Consider the following 24,259-nt stretch of genomic DNA (forward strand, 5'->3'; position numbering starts at 1 on the left):
TAAGGTATAAATAAATTAAAAATGAGGCGTATTCTTGTTAAATGTTAATAGTAAACAACAGAATTTCAGAACTCAATTGCCAAAAAACCTTATTACAAACATAGTATCTTTTTTGGTAAGTCTCCTTATTGGAGTATTTTTAGTGCCGTATTATATAGATACTCTTGGAGTAGCAAGTTACGCACTTGTACCTCTTGCAACTTCTATAACTAATTATGTAAATCTTGTAATTCAATCACTTAACAGTTCGGTATCGAGGTATCTAACTGTTGATTTGCAAAGGGGAGACTTCAATAAAGCAAATATTATATTCAATACATCCTTATTCGGAATGCTTGGAATCTCTTTGCTGTCTTTACCAGTTATTATAATTGTTTCATATTACACACCTGTTTTCTTTGAAGTCCCGATAAACCAGAGATATGATGCTTATTTACTTTTTTTGGGGACTATACTTTCTTTTTTGATTTCTACTTTCGGTGGAGTTTTTGGAGTCTCATTGTTTGCATACAATCGTCTAGATTTACAAAATATTTTGAGTATTTCTAATCTCTTTATTAAAGTTGGGGTTATTGTTCTATTATTTTCCAACTACACTCCTATGTTAAGCCACATTGGATTTGCTAACCTCATAGCTTCAATAATTGTTTTTATAGCAACTGTATACTTATCAAAAAAAGTAAACCCCCATTTTAAAGTAAATCTATCAGACTTTAAAATATCTGAAATAAAAGAAATAGCTAGTACGGGAAATTGGTTGATTATAAATCAGGTTGGAACTCTGTTGTTTTTACAAATGGATTTAATTATAGTTAACAAATTATTTGGATCTATTGCTGGGGGAGAGTATGCTGCATTACTAACCTGGAGTAGATTGTTAAGATCAATGGGAGCGGTTCTGGCTGGGATATTAACACCGGTTATCCTAACTTATTACGCGAGGAGCCAGTTTGATAAAATGATTTCTGTCTCTAAAAGTTCTGTAAAATTCATGGGGCTTGCAATGGCTCTACCAATTGGTTGCATATGTGGTTTTGCTCCCCAAATTCTTTCTATTTGGATCGGTCCGGAATTTGCAAGACTATCTCCACTTCTCTGGGTACTCATGGGTCATCTTATTATCAATTTATCTGTACTTCCTCTCTTTCCGATTAATGTATCCTTCAACAAGGTACGTATTCCTGGAATAGTCACTTTATTTATGGGGGTGGGAAACTTCTTGCTTGCAATAGTAATTTCATACGTTACAGGATGGGGGTACTATGGAGTAGCGCTCGCAGGAGCTATTATGCTAACATTGAAGAATTCATTTTTTACTCCTTGGTATGCAACAAAATTATTACATATCTCTAAATATACTTTCGTAAGTTCAATGATCCCGGGAATCATAGCGATGTTAACTATTTCAGGGCTTATCGTTCTATTTACTCATTTCGTAAATGTTTCCACTCTAATATCTTTAGTATTCTACTGCATAATTGTTTGTTTTGCATATCTTATGGTATTATGGTCCATAGGTCTGAATCAAGTAGAGAAGGAAATGGTTTACTCTTTTATACCAGTTATAATAAAAAGAAGGTTTAAACTTGAAGTTAAAAGTAATTGATAGATGTAGTGATCTTTGCGTAGTTGCTGGATATGTGTTGCATTGCGTCCCACTAAGCCCCATTAATTCAATTAATAATTGTGAAAATATGTGCCAGCTAAAAAAGAATTGTACAAAAAATGGTTTATGACTTTAAATATGCCTTTTAACAACAGTGGAAAATAAAGCATAGAAGATATGTTGAAGGTATATTTTGAAATATGTGGAGGAATAGAAATGTACAAAATCTTTCCTGCTGATGTGACGATTAAACATGGACTAATTATTTACTTTATAAATATAAAATCCAAAATGAAAAACATGCTAAGTAAGAAAACTATAAAAAATACATTAAAACTTTTAATCTTCAAAGAAAAACCACTGATAGCATATTGGTGGACTGGAGATGGAGGACGTAATTGGGGAGATTCACTTAATCCCTTTCTTATAGAACATTTATCTGGAAAAAAGCCTATATTATCAAAAGAAATAATTAACTTTAAGAATCAAAATGTATACAGTGTCGTTGGAAGTATATTAGGAAATTCCTCAACTAAAAATTTAGTGGTATGGGGTTCTGGATTTATATCTTCTACTTCTCTATTTAAAGTAAAACCTATTAAAATATGTGCTGTTAGAGGACCATTAACAAGAGAGCTGATCATTAATCAAGGAATAGATTGCCCAAAAATATATGGAGATCCTGCGTTATTATATCCATTATTTTATAAACCCAATGTTAAAAAAGAATATCGTCTGGGTGTCATACCTCATCATGTAGATCAAAGTAGTGAATTAGTAAATATTTTTAAAAATAATCCTGATGTTTTAGTTATAAATATATTATCTGGGATAAATGAAGTTGTAGATGATATCTGTAAATGTGAGGTAATCGCATCTAGTTCTTTACATGGTATTATTGCTGCAGATGCATATGGAATTCCCTCAATATGGATTGAATTCTCAGAAAATGTTGTTGGAAGCGGATTTAAATTCTATGATTACTTTGAATCAGTCGGAAGAATAAACGAAAGACCTTTTAGAATTACAGAAAATACTATGATTCAGGATATTCACAGCGAATATAAGGATTATAAGATAGACATAGACCTAGGAAAACTTTTGGATGTATGTCCTTTCTTAAATACGACCGAAGTTGATGGTCTTAAAAAAAGATTGAACAACTAAGGTTCGTATTCCCAAAATTATTACCTGAGTTTGACAGCGTTCACTAATTTGTACTGAATATTAATATCCCGACAATACAGAAGAAAGCATTAATGGCAGGAAAGCATCTTCAGGAAGTTTTGGAGCAACAAAAATGATTCCTAAGGTATCAGTAGTTATTCCCTTGTATAATAAGGAAGCATATATCAAAAGAGCGTTAGAATCTGTTCTCAGTCAAACTATCCAGGATTTTGAAATAGTTGTAGTAGATGATGGCTCGACAGATAAAAGTGTTGAAATAGTCAAAGAATTTAAAGATTCTCGAATCCATTTAATTCAACAAATAAATTCAGGGGTTTCGGCAGCAAGAAATAGGGGAGCTAAGGAAGGAAGATCTGGGTTCATAGCCTTTTTAGATGCTGATGACGAATGGGCACCTAATTTTTTGGAGATGATGTTGAATCTGATAAAAAAATTTCCATCTGCAGGTTTATACGCTATGAGTTACGTAAACGAATATGGCAATAACGATATATTGAACCAAGATACTGAACTAAATCGTTTAATTCCGAAGGAAGGTTTGGTGACTAATTATTTTAAGATAGCTAAAAAAGGATATTATATTTTTTGTTCGTCTAGTGTAGTAGTGCCAAAGCAAGTGTTTTTGGAATTAGGAGGTTTTAGAGTAGGCTTTTGGTGGGGTGAAGATGTTGATTTATGGGGGCGAATAGCATTGAAATACCCTATAGCGTATAATAGAGAAATTGGAGCGATTTATCATCAAGATATTGCCAACAGTGCAGGTAAGAGAAAAGAGCCTGCTGAATCTCATCCTTTTGTAGATTCGGCACGTAAGTTTTTAATAAGTGGGGATTTTCCAGCAGATATATTGGATGATTTAGAGGAGTACATTGAGTATCAGGAAGTGTTTACTGCTAGACATAATATCCGGTGTGGGGATAAAGGTCTTGCTCTAAAAATTTTGTTTAGGAAAGATACAAAATTAGTTAACAGAAAAAAATTAATACGTTCTATAGTTTCTTCTTCGATTAAAGATTTAAAAATTCAACTAGTGGATTGATTCCATATATCCTCAATAAACCACGGAAAAATATAACTTACATCATATGGATCCAATACGTGTTTATTTGTGTCCTTCTGTGGTTCTTTTAAGAGGAGTTCATTGAACAGCGTTGATTTCAAATTCCAGTTTTATGTCAGTAATTTGGAATCGAAGTACTAGTCCATATTTTGGACGTGAATCTAAGTTCCCTATTTGAAACAGCCAAGATCCAAACTTCATTTCGTGTGTTTCCAGTTATGTGAGAAATAATGAGAAATTATATCCATTTAAGCAATAATTATTCAATGTTTTAACCTATTATGGGATGGGACAGAGTATCTATTTCCATGTAAATAGAGCAAAATTTGAGGTAGACTTCTGGTGCAAAATCGATAGTCTTCAGGCAAAAAAATTCTTGACCACATACGCATGAACTTCATTATTATCCTGCTCTCGGCAGGTCGACATTAGGAATTTAAATATTTTTACTGATACTGTTTTTTTGAATATTTATAAATATCCCTTCGATCTAAAGCTGGTTAACATGTGGTTCAATCCCCATTTCATATATAATCAACGAACGTTTTTGCAATAATGTTTAGTATGGAAGAATAAGGTTCTGCTATTGTAAACCAGACGAACAAGTGGAATTATTGAGCATATTTCCATAAACGTTCTCTATAAAACACTCCTTTTTTAATGGCAACCTGCCGAATCTAGGTTATTATAACTCTCATATTACATATGTTTTGATATCTTTCCCATCTTCAAAAAATAGTTGTTATACTACTTCTATAAAATTATGCCCAAAACAAAAAATAGATTCAATCACTTATATCTAGTTTAATTCTCAAAATATATCTAATGTTTTCTTGAGCCTTTATCTAACAAAATTAATATTGAGCTGCTAGAGATATGAACACTGATGCAATTGATGAATTGAGATCTGATATCATTGACAAACTTGAATCATGTCTAAAAACAATTTATACAGAAGTTAATTTTTTAGTGGAATTGACTAGAAATTAACATCCATTTAAAAAGTTATTTGAACTTAAAAGCCTTGCAAAAAATAGAGACTTTTTGAGGAAGGTACGCCTTTGCAAGGGTTGTTTGAAAATTATCTCTTTGGCGCTCTCAGGATATGTGCTCATAAATTCATTTTGGGGGGATAATTTACTGTGAAAAAAATAAAATTACTAACTTGTTGTTTCATTGCTACCATATTGTTAATAACCATGTCATACTCAGCAAGTGCCGGATATGCAAAATACTATCCATCCGATAATATGATCAGGGTATATTCTGAACCTAATGGCGTTAATTTTACCTGGTTAGATACTCAAATAAATAACGATAGCCTGTTATTTAATGATGGTGATGTATGGTATTTAAATTCAACTCTTGATTTGTATCAATCGAAGTTTTACATAAATAATACTGATGTTTCCAAGCTGGTACTCGGTAACAAACCAAATTACGGTATATTAACTTTTGGACAGTCTTTTTATATAAACAATATTGAAATTACTGGAGGGTCTGAGATTGGAGCATCAGGAAAATTTCATGATCTTTATATACATGATGCAGGTGGGATTAGATTAGATGGAATTAAAGAAGACGTGTATAATATAACTATCGTGAATGCGACCAGCGGCTTAAATTTCCGAAATTCAAATGATATAAAAATATACAACGTGTCCGTAACTAATACAAAAAAAACTGCTGTATCATGCTATAATTGTGATAATACTGAAGTATACGATGTATATGTAGAGAATGCTGGAGACTATCTGAATCCTGGAACTGGGTGTTATGCTATGGTATATTGGGGAGGTAGCGAATACTCATCAGCACACGATATATTCGTTAATGGCACAGGATGGAGTTCAATAGAAGCAACAGATCCTACGACACATGACATTCAGTTTTACAATATTACTGTATATAATTCTGGTCATAATGGTCTTGACTTGCATGGAGGTTATAATTACAAAGTAAACAATATGACTGTACACGATTCAGTCAGCAACAATATTCTTTCGGTTGGTAGTACTAATGTTACATTAACAAATATAGCTTCATATAACGCTGGAATTGATCGAGGGATATATGTATCAACGAATAATGATAATTTTACTTTAATAAATTATTACTCTGAAAATGCTGGTGAGGCTTTCACTGGCGGTTATTCCGATGGTATAAAGATTATAAATATGACCTCGAAAAATTGTTCCTATGGGGCACAACTTATATCTTTAAATGGAAGGCCTGTAGGAAACATAACTCTAATAGACTCTAATTTTATAAATAGTCAAAGAAAGGATTTATGGATTTCCGAGGCAATCAATTCGAGGTTTATAAACGTTAATTACACAACAACACTATATGGTAATTCAAATGTGGAAGCAGCCTTTTATTATTACTCAGATATCCTTATAAAAAGCAACACTGGGTATTCTATTCCAAATTCAACACTTTCTTTTACAAATCCATTAAAAGCCAATGTTCAGAGTGTTGATGCCTACGGTGATGATAAATCAACGTTCAGGACAAATTCAAATGGTCAAACAGATCTGCCAGAGACAGATCGTAAAAATTCCCCTGTACTAGCTGAGAAATACAAAAGCTCAACTGTGACATACAATAACTTATCCTATACCGCCACTATCACCACTCCGGAAGGTCGCACTGTTTCTCTCTCAGGAATCACTCCTGATTCTTCCTGGTACCGTAAGGACCCAAACGTCCCAACCTACACCATCACGGCAATAATTCCTGAAGATTCAAAAGGCCCACACCTAACAGGCTTTGCACCAAGCACTGATAACCCGTTCAACCCCGGTGAGAAGAAGAACTTCAGAGTCTGGACAGATGAGCCTCTGACTGAGATGGAATGGTATGTTGACGGATCGGATTCACCTGTGTCTAAAGGGTCCCTTAATTATGCATGGCCCGTGACAGAAGGAAACCACACAATAAAATTCACAGGGTCCAATGCTAATGGCCCTGTCAGCTGGACCTGGCCGCTGGGAGAAAGTTCCGGTGACCAGCCAGGTCAGGACGATGAACTTCCAGCACAGAATATCGAATTTTCGCCTGCAGATGCCGTACTTACGCGGAACGTTAGCGAGAGTGTTGTTTTCAGTGTAAGTCCGGACATCTTTACAACAAAAGAATGGTATGTCAATGGGGAGCGGGTCCTGAATAATATGGCTTCCATGAGCCGGGGCTGGGATAAAGCAGGCACTTATAATGTTACTTTCAGCGGGTTCGGAAGTGGAGAATCTGTATTACACACCTGGACTGTGGATGTTATTGGAGATACATCGGAACCTCAGAATGTATCGATAACTTCGATAACTCCTGAATATCAGGTTGTCACACCTGGCAAGCAGTTTGACCTCAATATAAAGGTTGATCCGGAAACAGCTATAACAGGTGCTCAGCTGAACTTTGTATTCAACAGTTCAATGGTCTCAGCCAATGTTGCAAAAGAAGGAGACCTCTTCAAGCAGAACGGGGCACAAACTCTTTTCAGCAGTGGGACTATTGATAAAAGTGCAGGTAAAGTCAAAAACATTTACGGATTCATCATTGGCACATCAACCGTATCTTCACCCGGTACGATGGCAACAGTTAACCTGACTGCAGGAAACAGTACAGGCATAGCAGAGTTCAGCCTGTCCAATGTGCTTATCAGTGACGCAAATTCAAAATCAACTCCGTATACCGTTACCAGCTCTACCGTACTGATTGATACTGCTCCGGTAATGAACCCGATTTGCTGTCCCAAATCGGTTGATGAAAAGAGCACTCTGACTTTCAAGGTAGGCGCTAAAGATGCAGACGGAAACAGCCTTACTTATTCAGCTTCAGGGCTTCCTGAGGGGGCAGGCTTCAATACGACATCCGGACTGTTTACCTGGACTCCGGCTGTAGGACAGGCTGGAGTTTATACGTTTACCTTTGAGGTAAGTGACGGTTACCTCACGGATTCCAAGAACGTCACGGTAACTGTAAACAGGCTCAATAACCTTCCGGTCATTAATTACTTCGAACCCCTTAACGGAGCATTCTTCAGTGAAGGGGAAAAGATCAATATTTCAGTAAACGCATCCGATGCGGACGGACAGGCCCTGAAATACTCTCTAATGATCGACGGAGTGGAGTGCAGCACTGACCCGGCTTACGTCTGGGATACGGACTATTCCAGCAGCGGCAACCACACGATATCTCTGGCTGTAAGCGACGGGATAGACGAGGTCAAGGAACAGCACAGCATATACATCAACAACTACCACCCACGCTGGGACGTCAACGAAGATGGGATTGTGAACATCCTTGACATAACCATAATTGCTCAGAATTATGGCACCGATACCAAAAAGCCGTATCCGCGCTGGGATGTCAACCAGGATGGGGTAGTCAACATCCAGGACCTTACTCTTGCCGGATACTACTTTGGCGAAATAGTAATTTAAAAAAGATTAAATATATGGCGCAGGTGAGAAAACCTGCGTCAAAGTTACTTTTTTCCTGCACACAACCACTTTTCCGGCAAATAACCATTTCTCTGGCACTTAACGCACTTAACTCCTTCTTTTCAGCGCAGAATTACTTTTTCTCGACTTATTATCAATACCGGGTCATAAGAAAGGTTTTTTATAACCCGTCCGGCAGACAATATAGAGTGCGCGGAAATAGCCGAAAAGGAAGTATCTGGTTAGTTGCAGTAATTGCAGCCCTCACAATTTTCACCTTCACCTTCACCGCTGCCGCCTCACAGGTAACTCTTCAGCCGTCGTCCAGGGTGATTTCTGCAGGTGATATGGTAACACTGGATGTATTCGTGGTTCCTGACACTGAGATTGCAGGTATGCAGTTTGACCTGGGGTTTGATGGTTCGGTGCTGCTGGTAACAAATGTAACTGAAGGCGACCTGTTTAAACAAAGCGGCAGGGAGACTTTTTTCAATTCCGGGCAAGCAGATAATGGAACGCTCAAAAACGTCTATGGATGCGTTCTCGGCAAAGGAGGGATTTCAACTTCAGGCACTTTTGCAACTGTCACACTATCTTCAAACTCGGATGTAAAAAATACATCGGAAATCTGCCTGAAAAACGTTGTTATAAGCGGTCCTGACGGTAATGCCGTAGAAGCCGAAGTGGTAAATGCCAGCATTAAGGTCTTGAAAACAAAAGAACAGGAAAGTTTCCTGAAAAAATTGTTCCGGGACCTGTTTATCTAACCGGATTATCTAACCGGATTATCTGACTGGACGGTTAAGCTGGAAAGATGTCCATTTGTGAGTTATTATAACAAGTATTAGTTTTATATTCATATTTTTAAATTCGGCTGCTTCGGAATTCTATTCGTTCCTGAATACGGACTATTAAGCTCTTTTTCTGAAATAAAAAAGCTGATCTCACCAGATTTGAACATCTCACCAGACTTGAACTTATGACCTTTGGGCAGCAGATAGAATTATTACATATTAAAAATATATAGAACTCTGAATTACTAGCTGCTTTTACTAATCGTAATCTTGAGGGAAGGTGAGAATAATCAACCTGCAGAATAATAAGTTAAACTTTGCAATATTTTTGGTAATTTCTATCTTTTTGAGCATCGTATTGACAGGTACTGCTTCTGCAGATACAATCGTAAGTATATCCCCGCAAAAACAGTATCTTGAAGAAAACCAGAGTTTTGCAGTCAATATCTACATTGAACCGGATACCCCCATATCCGGAGCTCAATTTGACTTCACTTTCAATAGTACTCTGGCAAATGTCAAAGATGTACAGGAAAAAAATGCATTAAGCCAGACAGGTGCGACTACCATGTTCAATGCGGGCAGCATTGACAACTCACAGGGCACTCTTACCGGGGTTTACAGCCTGATCCTGGGAAAGGATACGGCAACCAAACCCGGAACTCTTGCAACGATATATCTCGTTTCAACCGGCAGGTCAGGCTTATGCAAACTTCAGCTCTCAAACGTTATCGTAAGCAATTCCAGCGGGAATGCAGTGCCGGTAACAGTTGTAGACGGCAGTGTCTATTTAGAAGATGCGGAAAGTGCTGATCAGTCAGACAACGGCTCTGAACCCCCGGCAGAAGACACATCCGGCGGAGGGGGAGGAGGTGTCGATAACGGTGAAAATTATGAAAACATTAAGCTAAAAGAAATCTCCAGGGTATTTGTGAGCAGAGATACAGTGGTCTCTTACCAATATAAAGATGCAGAAAATCCTGTTACGTGTGTAAATTATACCGCTCTCAGGAATGCGGGTTTTGTAACAGCAAGCATTGAAGTTCTGGAAAATACCTCCTGCCTGGTTTCAGATGAGCCTGAGGGAATAGTGTATAAAAACCTGAATATATGGGTCGGAAAGAACGGTTATTCAACTGAAGAAAATATAGGAAGTCCGGTAATCAATTTTAGAGTAAGCAAAACCTGGCTGGAAGAAAACCGGATTCAGGCATCAACCATTAAACTGAACAGATACCACTTAAATGCCTGGAATCCGCTGCCCACCGTAAAAACGGGAGAAGATTCTGATTATATCTTCTTTGAATCGGAAACTCCGGGATTTTCCCCCTTTGCAATAACAGGCCAGAGTTCCCAATTTGCATCCGGCCCGGAAAATCAGGTCCCTGACTCAAAAGAAATCCTGGCATTAGAACCAGCAGTCGAAGAAAATGCTGAAGCAGCCCTTTCTTCTGAAATGGAATACGAAACCGGCCAGGATGAAGATGCTAAGGAAAACCGGAATTCTCAGGCACCGGCACCTGGCATATTTGGAACCGGGGTCTTATTCCTGTCTGCACTGATGTTTTTCAAAAGAAATCGAGAGTAAGAAGAAGAGAGGGAGAGGGCTTAATCTCACCTTTCTATTTTTTAATTATTTACAGCCTTCCCGGAAGTAAAATCCCTATAATGCAAAAAATTGAGGTCAGTAGAAACATCGCATAGGTTGCCTGCTTTTCATTTAACCTGTGGTAGTAAGGCAGAACCCATTTAAGGGTAAGAGCATTGGGGACTTCGAGAGTGCCGTCTTCCCTGACTTTTCCAAACTTGACAGCAGGGTACTTTTTAACCTTCCAGTAGACGTACATTAAGAAATTGACTGTATGCGGTATGAGCATAATGAAGCCGCTTATTATGAAGCCCTGAATGACAATTATAGTCCCGATTGTAGCCCCGACCGTAAGCGACCCGACATTTCCCCAGAAGATTCTGGCAGGGTACTGCTCGTAGAGGTAAAACCCGATCGTGGCTCCTGTAATGGCAATAACGGATATTATATTCTCAACATCGTGAATCAGAACCGATTTTATAATCAGCGAGACCAGAACAATTATAGCTAATCCTGAAGCAAGCCCGTTATATCCGGAATGCATGTTAACGAGATTTGATGCAACCAGCACATAGGTCGGGACAATGAACTGTAAATAAAGTATTCCGAGTTCCAGATCTCCAATGCTTGGGAGGGTAACCGCAGTGTGAGTTGCATACTGAATAAGCGGATAAGAACAGTAATACATGATCAACAGCTTGGACAACCTGCCAATATTGATCATATCATCAAGGACGCCAAACAGCCCGAAAAGTGCAATGACAATCATTGCGACATAGTTTGTGGATGTGAACTTGAAAAAGAGGGAGTTCATGGAAAGGGAAAGCATTGCGATCAACAGAATTAAAGTTCCTCCACGGTCTGCTACCGTCGGCAGGTTCTTCTTGTAAACGTCCTTCGCGACAATCCCATTCTCGATCAGCTTCCTGATAAAATAAGGCATGGAGGCTGCAGTTATTATTAGCGGAACAAGGAAATTGCTTGTAAACATAATATTTTGAATGAATGAAGCTGAACTGACTATCATTTTTTACTGACCCTCACCGTTACTGTTCATATTTTTTCTGACGCGAAAACAAAGCTTACATTTAATCCGAAACTTTTTAAGCATAATGATTGAAATACTTATCGAAAAATATTTATCAAAAATTATTTCTGGCGCTGGGTAAAGAACTGCGATATAGACTTTTTAGCCCCTTAAAAAGCCTGGAATAACCTGAGATGCATTTTAAGGTTACAATGTCCAGATAAAGGGTTTTTTAATAGAAAAATCTGAAAATGCCCTTATTAGAGGAAGATTTCAGGTTAAACAACCTTTAGACTTTTCTCATAATACATATCGTTTTCCATATCCGTAATTATTAGCCTGTTTGCCGGAAAGGCTCAAGATTCACAAGAAACTACCATGTATTTTTCTGCCAACATATTATATACCAGAATTTCTGCAGACAGCAGAAAACAAGTGTTCAGGATTAAAAGTAAAGATGATCCTGCGATTTGAGGGAAGTTGATTCTGGAATGGTTAGAGAAACTTAAGGTAAACCTGAGTAATGTTAATATACTTATATTTAATAAATATTTTTATATGTACATAATAATTTTTATTGATTTTTTCCATTTTGGCATAAAAAATGGAAAAAGCATTTGCCTCAAATATTCATGTATATAAATATGTCTCTGATCCAGAATCTCCACAAAAAATTGATTTGGAGTCTTAGTTTGTGGGAGGTATAAACTCGCAAAATAAATCCGAATCATAGTCTAATTTTACTGCAAATCGTTCATTAAAACAAATACTTTAAATCCCGTATATGTCATAAACCTTCTAGATAAAATGCTAAAACTTGAAAAACCCCGTTTTTTTATTTCAATTACCATCTTATACGCAATTATGGTCTTTTACTTATCAGTCAGTGCCGGCGTAGGAGATCTCAAACACCTCCTGAAAATGGGTCTTGGTTACCCGATTCAAAATATTCTTCTTGCCAATGACCTGTCTCCAGTGATGGATTTTTTGCTTGCTTCACTACAAGCGGTTCAGGATGCCTCCATAGACCCTGGGCATGTAGGGATTTACTTTGGGCTCGGGATTTTACTGTATTTTGTGTTTTTAAGTTCAAAAAACCCTGCACTTGTAAGATATTCAGCAATCTGCGCAATATTCATCGGAACTGCTTACGGGATCCTGAATGAAGTATTCCAGATGTTTCTCTCGTACCGTGTTGCGAGCGTAGCAGATGCCTTTTCAAACCTTATAGGGCTTGTACTTGCACAGATTTTTGTAATTTTGTTTGCACTTACGCTAAAGGCAATTTTGAAAGTAAGAACAAAAGAACTGAATTCTCAGTAAAAGTTTAAGAATTAAAAGCTCTGAAGCTAAAAAAGAGAGTTAAAGTTCGATAACTTGAAATCCATTAAAACAGTACCTGAAAAAATAAAAAGGAAAGTTTTAGCTTTCCTCTGTTTAGCTTTTCTCTACTTTGTTTCTCCCCATCTCAAAAGCCCTTACATTAATCTCAACCGTTTTCTGCGGCACGAGGGCTTTAACACTCTCAATCAGAATCTCTTTCGGAATGGGCAGGTAGCCAGAGACTGCCCCGACCATTGCCACGTTCATTGCAAGCCTGTTCCCGGCTTCATAAGCCAGTTCGTCCGCATTAAAGGCTTTGACGATATATCTTTCAGAAAGGACGTCAAGGATTTCCTGGACCTCAGGGTACTTTGCAAGGCCTGAGGTCACGGTTACAGGGATGACTGTCTGAGTGTTTACTATAATTACTCCGCCGTCCTTCAGGAAATCAAGATACCGAACTGCCTCCATTGGCTCAAGGGCAAGCATGATGTCTGCGCCTTTTTTAGGGATCATTGATCCGAGATCTGAACCCAGCCTTATGTGATTTACAACCGAGCCTCCGCGCTGCGCCATGCCGTGGGTCTCTGCTGCCCGGATGGGAAGCCCTGAAATGACTGCGGCTTTTCCGATGATGTCCGAAGCAAGGATTGCCCCCTGTCCCCCGACTCCCGTGATAAGGAGATCGAGCTTCTTCTCTCCTTTTACCTGACTCATCTCTTCACCTCCCCGATAGCTTCAAACTTGCAGATCTGCGCGCAGACCCCACACCCGCTGCAGAGGGAAGTAATTACAGCGCACTTATTTTCCTCATCAAATTCGATTGCCGGGCAGCCGAACTTGACGCACTGCTTACAGCCTTCACACTTTTCAGGGTCGACGATGTACGGGGCCCGCCTGATTCCTGCTCTCTTTCCTGAGATCACACAGGGCTGCCTTGCTATGACTACAGATGTGCCTTCGAAATCCTTTGCGGCTTTGAAAGCTTCCTGAATCTCTTCAAGGTTGTAGGGGTCAACAACAGTTACAAATCCGGCTCCCATAGCCCTGCAGAGTTCGGCAAGCGAGACCTCTACAGTTGGCTCACCGGTAACTGTAAAGCCAACTCCGGGATTTGGCTGGTGCCCGGTCATGGCAGTGATGCGGTTGTCGAGAATGGTGACCGTAATATTGGCTTTGTTGAAGACAGCGTTCAGGAGAGAATTCATGCCTGTATGGAAAAAGGTTGAGTCCCCGATAGAACAGCAGATAGGGCGCTTTTCCCCTGCATGGTAAAGCCCGGAAGCTATGCTGATGCTTGACCCCATGCAGAGTGTGGTCTCAACAGTCCCGCTCTGGATCCCGAGGGTGTAACAGCCGATATCGCTTGGGTAGATAGCATCCTTTCCAAAGACCTTCCTCATGGAATAGAAGGTTGCTCTGTGAGAACAGCCGGCACAGAGGGCAGGCGGGCGGGGAGCAAGTTCAAGGGGCATTTTTTCGGTTTCTGGTTCGGCATCCAGATCAAAAGTTCTCTTCAAGGCTTCAAGGAAGGCGCTTATGTCCAGTTCTCCTTCTCGCGGGACAAAACCACCCGTTTTCCCGAGAATCGAGACCTCAAGCCCGGCTTCCTGTGCAAGCATCCTTACCTGCTCTTCGACAATCGGCTCAAGCTCTTCGAAGATGAGAATAGTATCAACTGTGTTCAGCAGTTCCAGAATAAGTTTTTTCGGGACAGGATAGGTCCCTATCTTCAGGAAAGAAGCTTCAAGCCCGAGTTCCTGCATGGCCTCTTTTGCGTATACCGAAGCAATGCCTGCACCTATTACCCCGAACTTTGCATCAGGTATCAGTTCCAGAGAGTTCCAGGGAGATTCTGCAAGCTCATCTTCCATTGGCTGCTGGATAGAAAGGATATGAGTATGGCGGGTGCGTGCATTCTTGGGCAGCATGACCCAGCGGTCGAGAAGTTTTTCGAAATGGGGAACCGGTTTTTCCACAGGAATTTCCCCGAGCTCGATATCTGATTTACCGTGAGAAATCCGGGTTGTGGGCCTGAAGATTACAGGGATTTCGAACTTTTCCGAAAACTCAAACGCATATGGAAGCATATCCTTGGCTTCCTGGGGAGTTGAAGGGTCAAAACAGGGCACAAGGGCAAACTGGGCATAGCGCCGTGTATCCTGCTCGTTCTGGGAGGAATGACAGGAAGGGTCATCAGCCACGATGGCAATAAGCCCGCCTTTTGTCCCTGCATAGGCAAGGGTCATGAAGGGGTCGGCTGCAACGTTTAACCCGACGTGTTTCATTGTCACGACAGACCTGACTCCTGCCCAGGCGGCTCCGACTGCCACTTCCATTGCCACCTTTTCATTCACGGACCATTCAATATAGTAGTCCCGGTCCTTCCGGGCCGCAAGGGTATCGATGATCTCCGAAGAAGGAGTCCCGGGGTAGCCTGTAGCCACCTGTACGCCGCCTTCCAAAAGGCCCCGGGCAATTGCCACGTTTCCAAGCATGTACTCGCGTGTAGTCATTTTATGTTCTCCAGCATTTTAATAATGAAAATATAACTCCAACATCCAAATATTTCAAACATTTCAAACATAGTTTTTATCAATAAGTCAATGAATAGAAATTCCGGAAAAGGACAACTCCGACAAACAAAACCTGCTGTCCGTAAACCACGTAAAACTTTTGCATTATTCAAATAACACGATCAATAATATACTTTCGGATAATTGTCCAAAATTTTCTCATTCAGGACCGCAGCCCCGGCTAATTGAAGGCGTTAAAAAATGAAAAAGCCGCAGGGAGATCAAAAATATCCATCAGTTGCCCAAAACCTATGAATCAATGAATGGATCAATGAGTCAATTAATCAATGAATGGATCAATGAGTCAATTAATCAATGAATGGATCAATGAATCAATGAATCGGATTTCCCCCGAAACTCTGCAAGAAACTCTGCAAGCTTTGCAATCTCTTCCAGCTCAAGGTCGAGTTCTTCGCCTTTCAGGGACGCTTTGAAAAGTTCTCTTTTTGCAGGGATCTCAGCCACGACATTTACGCAATTCACGAAAGCCAGCATTTCTTCCCTGATATCCGGCTCAACCCTGTTAAGCACAAAATATACTTTACACCCGCACTGTCCTCCAAAATCTTCAAATTTCTTTGAAAGTTTGAGGGATTCGTAGGAAGGGTCGATAACTACCAGGATCAGGTCAAAGTCCTTATCAACTCCGCGCCCGAAATGTTCCGTGCCGGCTTCAGTGTCAACAATTACTACATCGTCTTTTCCGAGGTCGAGGTTTTCGAGAAACTCCCTTGTCAGGACTCCCATAGGGCAGGCACATCCCTCTCCGAAATCATGGATCTTGCCAACAGCCATCAACCTGAGATTCCCCTTCTTTTCCACAAACTCCGAAGGAAGGTCGGAAAAACTCCACCTTTTCTCAAAGAAGCGAGACTGCTGCTTGCCTGTGCCAGCCCCCATCTGCGTCAGCCCTCCAAAGGAAGTGGTCTTCGGAGCCTTCTGCCTTTTCTTAAAGTCCTGTTTTCCTCCGAAGTATTCCATGAGGTCTTTTGGAGCCTCCATGCCGAGCTGGCTGTGCAGCCCATAGTTGGACTCATCGATATCGAGCACCAGGACATTCTTTGTTTTTGCCATCTGCCTTGCAAGGAGAGCAGAAATTGTGCTTTTTCCGCTTCCGCCTTTCCCGCACACTGCGATTCTCATATCCGGTTCACCTACCACAGTAATTTATCCTGCAGGATTAAAAGCACTTCCTTTAAGCAATTTCCTGTTCAGGCGGCAAAAGAAAAAAATCTTTCTCCAGGATCAGAGCCTGGATTCTTCGCATAACAGGATAGAAAATGGATCAGAGGTCAAAAATCGCAGCTGAAAAATCAGAGGCCAAAAGCGGTAGCCAAACAATCAGAATAAAAATCGGGAGGGCAAAGTACTTTTAAAGTGCCTCAGAACTCATAAGAAACGGAAATTGAGTGCCTCAAACATCCTATTTTTTTGTAATAGATAATGGTCCAATAGGAGGAATAAATATCTCCAAAAAGCTAAAAATTGACTCAATCTCTTTGTTACTTTTGTATATTAAAGCTATAGTTTGAATCTTGTTGAGAGAACAATTCAAAGAAAAGATTGCTAGATTATATTCTCATATAAAAGCCTTAGTTCTAGCAATTAAGGGCTATAGCGCTTGATATTACAGTATATTTTAGGTTAAAGGGTAATATATACTTTTTGTACTGTGAGAAAATAACAGTACATTTAGAAATACAAAAACACCGATAAAAAAGCTCTTCCTCTAAATCTTCCGGAAATTATGTGAGTATTTATTTCAACCTTTAAAAATGTGTGAAATTTCATAAAGTTTATATTTAGAGTTGTGAAATGTTCATGCTGTATGTATATACACTTTACTTTCAGCGTACTTGCTCTACTTATATAAATCAATAGATCAATTTTTATCATAATAATTTATTATTATTATGGGGCAAAAATTCAAAAAAAGCTTATATAATAATGCTTACATGACTCAAAATACGGCCCAGTAACTTCGATTAATAATATATACAGTTATGTTCTATATATCATAAGGTTTTCAGGAAAGGAGGACTAACGTGTCAAAAGAAGAAATCTTGAGTCGGGTATTAAACATCTTGGATCTAGAGAAACCCGATATGTCTGAGTTCAATACTCGGCTCAAGTTCCAAAAAATTGTTTATTTATTGCAATCTTCAGGCTTATCTTTGGGTTATGCTTTTAATTGGTATGTTAGGGGGCCATATTCTCCAGACTTAACTCAGTCCCTATATAGTATAAATGACTCTCTTTTTGAAAATAGTAAAGGTATAGTATTTAAAGACCATGAAGCCATAGCCCATGAATTAAATAAATTTAGGGAGAAGTTGGGGCCAAATGTTGATAATGTAAAATATTTAGAAGTGCTAGCTTCAATGCATTATATTTGGAAGGTTACATTCAATGGGCGCGGGGGCAAAGAAAATTTAAAAATAAAGTTGTTACATGCAAAACCAAGTCTAAAAGAATTTGAAAATATAGATCAACTAATTGATGAAGCCTACAATGATTTAAAAAATTATAATTGAAAGTGGTGTAATTGGCCCCAGATAAAATTGATTTTTACACAAATATTTACGACAATGTTCATGGCTTCATAAAATTGACAAAATTGGAGTGTGAAGTTGTCAATTCACTTTTTTTTCAAAGATTAAGAAATGTTAAGCAATTAGGTTTAATGGATTACGTATTTCCTGGTGCTTTGCATAATCGATTCAATCATTCATTAGGAGTACTTCATATTGCCGATAAAATGATTGTGAGTCTTCAGGATAAGGGTTCTTTAGAAGGAAAACGCAAAGTGATTAGAATGGCTGCATTATTACATGATATTGGCCATTATCCTTTGTCACATCTTATTGAAGGAGTAGTCAAGGAAGATGCGAAGTCAAAAATAAAAACAACGGACTCCTCTACTACTAATATCTCGCTGGAAACTGATGTAGACGACAAGAGAGATTTAAGCGCTCATGGTATTCATAAGCTAAATTTTAATCTCCATACTATGAGAAACCCCTCTGGTGATTTTGCTCACCATGAAAGGATAACTTCTCTGGTGATACTAAATACTGAAATTCATGATGTGTTAAGAAAAGAATTTTCTTCTGAAGATGTTATAGAAATAGTTCAAATCATAGCGGGAACGTACCCTGGGCCTGAAAAGTTAATAATTCATTCTGAATTAGATGCCGACAGGTTCGACTATTTACTAAGGGATTCAAAACAGACTGGAGTAATATATGGTTTATTTGAACTTGATCAGATTATAAGATCTCTGGAAATGTATGCTCCTGAAGATAATCGAATAGTTGTAGATGCTAAAAGTAGAAAGGCAGTGGAACATTACCTCATGTGCAGATATTTTCTCTATAGTACATCTATTTACCACAAAACAACAGTTGGATTCGAAATAATTATACAAAAAATATATGAAGGTTTGATGGAAAGGTCATTTGTCTATTCATATTTTGATCTGATCGACTTTTTTGAAGATCATGAATCATCAAAAAAATTTCTGGATTATGATGACTCCTACTTTTTTGACATTTTGAAAAAAGTAAATAATCATGAAATTGAATTGGACGATAAGGAAGAATATAAAATAAAGAAAGATCTACTATTAAATCTAATTAAAAGAGTTTTGAACCGAGAACCTTTAAAATTGGTAGTAGAGTATCAGCAAATAATGAAGAGAACGGATTCAAGCCAAAAATATCTTTTTGAGTCTGCTGTAATCGACAAAATCACTAAAATCGCCGATATTGATCGTCACTGGTATATTACTTATAATAAAGATGTATCTATTACTTCAATTGGTCCTTACAGGTCTCTAAGTGACAACATTATATCAGAAGACAAGCAGTACGAAAGTATCAAGATTATAGAAAATTGGAATAAAGAGGTTAAATATTTAGTTGAAGACCCCAGTTCAATCATAGGAGTGCTTAGCGAATTAAAGTTAAGCATTAAGCGGATATATACTAAAAACGACTCGTACAAACAAAAAATAAATACGGCTATTAAAGTATATGAAAAGCAAAGATAGATAGAATTTGGCAGTGTGCCTAGTTTTTTAGAATTTGCTGAGAGTTGAAAATATTATACACTTTATTCTTTTGGTATTTGGTAAGATTACCATATACTGAATAAAAGAAATTACATTAATGTTTCTCTCTGTAGTGCAGGATTCTCCATTCCTGAAGCTTCGAATCAATATCTCTTTTTCAGAACATTAAACTTTTGAAAACTGTTTCTTTAGGAAAACGTCCATTTGTCATTGCGGAAAAGATATAACTCATTTTAATATATTTTCCCTTATGGGTAATACATTTTTCAGAAAATTTTGTAACTTCAGAGAAAAATAAGGAAATATTTAGAAAAACAGACCTCTTGAAAAGCTATGGGTTGAGTTTTCAGGAAGCGTCTGAGGGATTCCATCAAGGGAGATACCAAATCCTTATAGTAAGCCTCTCAGCCGCTCACCTAGTGACTTCTGCATGAGCGCTGTCGAGAGGTTAAGAAGAGTGACGAGGGTAGGGGCGGGGATGAAAAGTACCCACCCTATATGAAGGGACATGACGCCTGCAGAAGCGCCGTACATCATAACAGTATAAGTCTCAAAACTATTTGACTATTTTTACAATTATATTCAATAGAGGTTCTGATTTATTTTACCTTGAGAGTCATTGCGCCTAATCGCGGCAAGATAAAACACATAGGATTAAACAAACCATGAAGTAAACCCGAATATTGAGGAGAAAAAGGTTCCAAAGCCTGATGAGATAATTAGGATTATTGGAGAGGCTCAGGTTAAGATCAATAAAGGGTTGAAAAGGTTGAAGGGAATTTCCTGCAAAGTTGTTTTTTCAGAAGCCCTATTTATCTTCGTTTTCATTTTGGGTTAGATCGAGAGAAAATTTGAGTGTAATTCTGTTGAGGAAGCTCTACGTATACGCTTATCACCTAAAATAAGCATTCTAGATTCTTAGTTTACACACTAATTTAGGAGGACCCTAAATAAACGATTTTTCATGAAAGTGTTCTTCGAATAACATGTATATAGATGGAAAATTGCATCGATTTTAGGCAAATAATGCAAAATTTAAGGTCAAAACATTTGCTACAAAGCCTATAGCCTTTAGGCAAGAAGTCCCTTAATATATTATCAATAGCATCATTGATAAATTGTCCACTTTAGAGTTTGTAATTTAAAAAACGCCAACATGGAAAATATTTTTTTGACTCGAGTATAGAGTTTATAATCTATATTTTTTTAATTTCTTCTAATATACTTTCGAATTCTTTTTCTTTGGCCGAAATCCATTCTTTAGTGTGCTGAAAAAGTTGAGTTGATTGCTCAATTTTTGGAAAAAATGAGTCCCATTCTTTTGATTCAGATATCAGTCTATCACAACAACCTAATAATTCTTCTGTTTGGGAAATAAATGTCGTTATGAAAAGGCGTTTGTATACTAATTCACTTTTAGATATGCTCCTTGAGATATTAATAGTGAAGTTTTTTCCACGGTGAAGCAGATAAGTAACTCTCAAAAGCACATATTTAATTATATACGGCTTAGATCCATGATATCCTTCAAAATGATATGACTCATACCAATAATTATTATTTCTTGTCCCTCCAAAAAAAAGCATATTAAATAAAAATTCAAGATCCGAAGGGACAGGTACAGTGTTTCCCCAACTGGTATCCGAATCTTCTGGCACGGTATAAAACCATAATAACTTCAAATATTTCAGAGAATCTTTATTGTTTTCTCTCCCAACAAAAATACAATATGAACCAATTACAAGGAATAGTAAATTAATTTTTGAACAAATATAAAAGTCAAATATTTCTTTTTCCAACTCTTTAAATTTTGATTCATAGGTACTACATTCTGGATTACTCGGGTTACTCAAAAATACATCGTGTATTTTTTGAAAAATTGATTCATAAGTAATAATATTTGAAAAATTAGTCATTAAATCATGTTTGATTAATAACTTTACATCATTCACTTTTGATTCAATGTCACTATCAAAACCAACGAATAATTCATCAAGATTAGATTCTATTGACTCTTTGAGCCCTTCTATCTCTTGTAGGTAGATTGCGAGACTTATTCCATTAACTTCATCTTTAAATAAATCATAATCGTTTTTATCGATAATGAATTTATTTAGATCAAACAATTTTTTTAGAAAAAGATCATACGAATAAAAAATTTTTTTGCTCGGAAATGTTTGAGAACTTGCGATGAAAATGCTAGGGATCTCGAGATACTTGCTCATGACCATGAACCTGATATCATCAGTAGACCGAAACGCAAATTTGAGTATATTTCCGAATGAATTTAGTATATATTGAAGAGTCCACATACTATTATAGGTGGTGAGTTCATGCCTAAACACATTTTGCAATTTATCAATGTAATCTCTTGCAGTGTTCAACTCACATGATTGAATAGATTTTATTGAAACATCACCCATTGAGATTGTCCAATTCTCTATTTCTTCAAAATAAGGCAATACCTCGATAATTTCTTCTTTTTCGTAGGATTTTATTCCATAAATGGCGGAATAAACTATTAGACTACTTTCGGAGATGTAATCCATTGAGTAAAGAACCACTTCTGCTTTTTCCCCCAAGTTTTTATTTTTGATAAATCCAACATTTGTCAATATAGTGTCGGACATTATAGAAGAAAAACTAAGAGGATTTATCAGGCTAAAAACAAAATAAAAGTATTTTACAAGATGTGCTAAAGAAATCAAAAAAATTGAAATTAAAAATATAGACCAAATATAATTTCCTGTAGAAGAAAGTAATTCGTTTATATAAAGAAATAAAGTTGAAGCTATAACAGTAATAATAAGGCCGAAAAAGCTGATTTTTGTGTCGATATCTTCAATGTATTTATTTAGAACATAAGGTGTATACTTTTCAGAAATACTAGTTATGCTTATCTGAGATATTGCGAAAACTATTGCCAAAATTGTGCTTGAAGAACTCAGAATGAGTCCAATTTTGTCTGGGAGTCCCTTTAAAAAAGAATCGTTATTTTTTAGAAATTCAAAATTAAAAAGAGGCAAATGATTCGTAAAAAAGGTTATTTGATTCAGTATAATAAAAGAAAACGTTATAGTTATAATTAGAAAAAACAATGTTAAAACAAAAAAGTAGAATGGATTTGAGATAAAATTAATAAACTTATCTATGTTTTTATTCATCGTTTCATATATAGGCGCATTCGTGGCTAAAAACTTTTTGTGCACTTATAAAATCACAAATATAAATTTATGCTCTCTTTAGGAAGCCAAATCTCGTCAGATATTTGAAGTATCCGATGAACAAACGGATATTACTAAAACTTCCAACGTGTATAAATCTGATCAGCTTCTCTGTTCGTCCCCTCAAAATTATTTATTTTTCTCTTTCTTAAGCTCATAAGATGTTTTAAAAAAATGTCTATAAAGTTAGAACACGTCCTTAGGCTTAAAATAAAAAAGTAAAAGTTAAAAAGATTATCTGATATACCTGAATAGAAAATTCTCAAAAAAATAAAATCAAAGGTAGTCGAACTAATCATTATGATATTAATTTGAACACGTACGAGGGTTATAAAGGCCGAAACCGCCGCCTGCTGACAAGTCTTCCTGGGCGTGAGTTTCTTAAGTACGCCTCAGAATCGTAAGGAGACTGAATTATGAAAACGCAAAAGTATGCTGTTAATCAACACCTAATAGAAACGATTCTTTCCTGGGTAAAATCTGGAGAGGTAGCAATTCCTGAAATCCAGAGACCTTTTGTCTGGGATTCAACAAAAGTCAGAGATCTCATGGATTCTCTTTATCAGGGATATCCCATAGGATACCTGATCGCGTGGCGGAACCCTAATGTCAAACTAAAAGATGGCTCATTCTCTGAAGGAAAGAAGATTCTCATTGATGGGCAGCAACGAGTAACTGCTTTAAGGGCAGCTATTCTTGGAGAGTATGTAATAAACAAGGATTACAGGCGAGACAAGATCAAAATTGCATTTCAGCCAAAAGAAGAGAAGTTTGAAGTGTTGAACTCTGCTATACAGAAAGATAATGCCTGGATACCAGACATATCTCCAATCATTTCAGGAGAGGAAAGCATCTTTAAAACTGTAAAAAATTTCTGTGAGAATAATCCTGAAACTGAAGAGGATCACGTCTACGAAAAAATTGAGAATCTGAAGAAAATCACTCAGAAACAGCTTGGTCTGATTGAGCTGGATTCTGATCTGGACATTGAAACTGTGACTGAGATATTCGTGCGCATAAATTCCAAGGGAGTTGTGCTGAGCCAGGCGGATTTTGCAATGTCTAAGATTGCTGCAAATGAAACTTATAATGGATCTACAATCAGGAAAGCGATTGACTATTTCTGTCGTCTGGCGGTGGCTCCAGAGTTTTACAGCCAGATTGTTGAAGTTGATAGCGGATTTGTCTCCACAGAGTATTTTCGGAAAATGGCCTGGTTAAAGAATGAGAATGATGATCTCTATGATCCGAACTATACGGATTTGCTGAGGGTCGTCTTTACATCTGAATTCCATAGGGGGAAACTATAGGATCTTGTCAGTCTGATTTCGGGAAGGAATTTTGAAACGAGGACTT

The 24,259-nt window shown here is 37.6% G+C and carries 15 protein-coding genes; 10 read left to right on the forward strand and 5 right to left on the reverse strand.

The features are described from left to right. The first annotated feature begins 34 nt into the window (after positions 1-34). The 6 genes from EO98_RS10305 to EO98_RS17520 all read left to right on the forward strand — a co-directional run bounded on the left by EO98_RS10305 (position 35) and on the right by EO98_RS17520 (position 10,681). Positions 35-1,606 carry a polysaccharide biosynthesis protein gene (locus EO98_RS10305; protein WP_048140190.1) on the forward strand — a complete coding sequence of 524 codons (1,572 nt, stop codon included), beginning with the start codon at positions 35-37 and terminating at the stop codon, positions 1,604-1,606. 216 nt (positions 1,607-1,822) lie between these two features. Next, complete coding sequence (locus EO98_RS10310; RefSeq protein WP_052734508.1) at positions 1,823-2,773, forward strand: polysaccharide pyruvyl transferase family protein; 951 nt, start codon at positions 1,823-1,825, stop codon at positions 2,771-2,773. A gap of 133 nt (positions 2,774-2,906) precedes the next feature. Then, the gene (locus EO98_RS10315; protein WP_048140192.1) at positions 2,907-3,833 is read left to right on the forward strand and encodes a glycosyltransferase family A protein; all 927 of its coding nucleotides are present in this window, start codon (positions 2,907-2,909) and stop codon (positions 3,831-3,833) included. Between the two features lie 2,198 nt (positions 3,834-6,031). Beyond that, positions 6,032-8,299 (forward strand): putative Ig domain-containing protein, encoded by a 2,268-nt coding sequence (locus EO98_RS19190; RefSeq protein WP_235283588.1) that lies wholly within the window; start codon positions 6,032-6,034, stop codon positions 8,297-8,299. Positions 8,300-8,508: 209 nt separating this feature from the next. Next, positions 8,509-9,066, forward strand: a complete 558-nt coding sequence (locus tag EO98_RS10325) for a cohesin domain-containing protein (RefSeq protein ID WP_048140194.1) — start codon at positions 8,509-8,511, stop codon at positions 9,064-9,066. Positions 9,067-9,421: 355 nt separating this feature from the next. Beyond that, positions 9,422-10,681 carry a PGF-pre-PGF domain-containing protein gene (locus EO98_RS17520; protein WP_156165879.1) on the forward strand — a complete coding sequence of 420 codons (1,260 nt, stop codon included), beginning with the start codon at positions 9,422-9,424 and terminating at the stop codon, positions 10,679-10,681. A gap of 49 nt (positions 10,682-10,730) precedes the next feature. Here EO98_RS17520 and EO98_RS10335 read toward each other — a convergent pair whose 3' ends face one another. After that, positions 10,731-11,708 (reverse strand): glycosyltransferase 4 family protein, encoded by a 978-nt coding sequence (locus EO98_RS10335; protein WP_048140195.1) that lies wholly within the window; start codon positions 11,706-11,708, stop codon positions 10,731-10,733. 807 nt (positions 11,709-12,515) lie between these two features. On the opposite strand from EO98_RS10335, the gene EO98_RS10340 reads away from it, so the two are divergent. Next, positions 12,516-13,031 carry a VanZ family protein gene (locus tag EO98_RS10340; RefSeq protein ID WP_048140197.1) on the forward strand — a complete coding sequence of 172 codons (516 nt, stop codon included), beginning with the start codon at positions 12,516-12,518 and terminating at the stop codon, positions 13,029-13,031. Positions 13,032-13,145: 114 nt separating this feature from the next. Here EO98_RS10340 and EO98_RS10345 read toward each other — a convergent pair whose 3' ends face one another. The 3 genes from EO98_RS10345 to EO98_RS10355 form a co-directional block, all read right to left on the reverse strand. Beyond that, on the reverse strand, positions 13,146-13,748 hold the full coding sequence (locus tag EO98_RS10345; protein WP_048140199.1) for an indolepyruvate oxidoreductase subunit beta: 603 nt from the start codon (positions 13,746-13,748) through the stop codon (positions 13,146-13,148). Then, positions 13,745-15,547, reverse strand: coding sequence for an indolepyruvate ferredoxin oxidoreductase subunit alpha (gene iorA, locus EO98_RS10350; RefSeq protein WP_048140201.1), 1,803 nt, complete (start codon positions 15,545-15,547; stop codon positions 13,745-13,747). Before iorA ends, EO98_RS10345 begins: the two co-directional genes overlap by 4 nt. Positions 15,548-15,931: 384 nt before the next feature. Continuing rightward, entirely contained in the window at positions 15,932-16,750 is an 819-nt protein-coding gene (locus tag EO98_RS10355; RefSeq protein ID WP_048140281.1) for an ATP-binding protein, read from the reverse strand. Positions 16,751-17,652: 902 nt separating this feature from the next. Between EO98_RS10355 and EO98_RS10360 the strand changes: the two genes are divergently transcribed. Beyond that, positions 17,653-18,141, forward strand: a complete 489-nt coding sequence (locus EO98_RS10360; protein WP_048140203.1) for a hypothetical protein — start codon at positions 17,653-17,655, stop codon at positions 18,139-18,141. 11 nt (positions 18,142-18,152) lie between these two features. Then, positions 18,153-19,658, forward strand: coding sequence for an HD domain-containing protein (locus EO98_RS10365; RefSeq protein ID WP_048140205.1), 1,506 nt, complete (start codon positions 18,153-18,155; stop codon positions 19,656-19,658). A 1,217-nt stretch (positions 19,659-20,875) separates the two neighbouring features. Here EO98_RS10365 and EO98_RS10370 read toward each other — a convergent pair. After that, a complete protein-coding gene (locus EO98_RS10370; protein WP_235284787.1) occupies positions 20,876-22,294 on the reverse strand; it encodes a hypothetical protein in 1,419 nt (472 codons plus the stop codon). A 1,025-nt stretch (positions 22,295-23,319) separates the two neighbouring features. Between EO98_RS10370 and EO98_RS18880 the strand changes: the two genes are divergently transcribed. Then, positions 23,320-24,213 carry a DUF262 domain-containing protein gene (locus EO98_RS18880; protein WP_200895275.1) on the forward strand — a complete coding sequence of 298 codons (894 nt, stop codon included), beginning with the start codon at positions 23,320-23,322 and terminating at the stop codon, positions 24,211-24,213. The last annotated feature ends 46 nt before the right edge of the window (positions 24,214-24,259 follow it).

The organism is Methanosarcina sp. 2.H.T.1A.6 (assembly GCF_000979455.1).
Classification (GTDB): domain Archaea; phylum Halobacteriota; class Methanosarcinia; order Methanosarcinales; family Methanosarcinaceae; genus Methanosarcina.

Coding starts and splice junctions, on each gene's coding strand:
- EO98_RS19190 (WP_235283588.1), top strand. CDS start 6,032: ATGACCTCGAAAAATTGTTCCTATGGGGCACAACTTATATCTTTAAAT.
- EO98_RS10335 (WP_048140195.1), bottom strand. CDS start 11,708: ATGATAGTCAGTTCAGCTTCATTCATTCAAAATATTATGTTTACAAGC.
- EO98_RS10310 (WP_052734508.1), top strand. CDS start 1,823: ATGTACAAAATCTTTCCTGCTGATGTGACGATTAAACATGGACTAATT.
- EO98_RS10340 (WP_048140197.1), top strand. CDS start 12,516: ATGCTAAAACTTGAAAAACCCCGTTTTTTTATTTCAATTACCATCTTA.
- EO98_RS10355 (WP_048140281.1), bottom strand. CDS start 16,750: ATGAGAATCGCAGTGTGCGGGAAAGGCGGAAGCGGAAAAAGCACAATT.
- EO98_RS18880 (WP_200895275.1), top strand. CDS start 23,320: ATGAAAACGCAAAAGTATGCTGTTAATCAACACCTAATAGAAACGATT.
- iorA (WP_048140201.1), bottom strand. CDS start 15,547: ATGACTACACGCGAGTACATGCTTGGAAACGTGGCAATTGCCCGGGGC.
- EO98_RS10315 (WP_048140192.1), top strand. CDS start 2,907: ATGATTCCTAAGGTATCAGTAGTTATTCCCTTGTATAATAAGGAAGCA.
- EO98_RS10345 (WP_048140199.1), bottom strand. CDS start 13,748: ATGAGTCAGGTAAAAGGAGAGAAGAAGCTCGATCTCCTTATCACGGGA.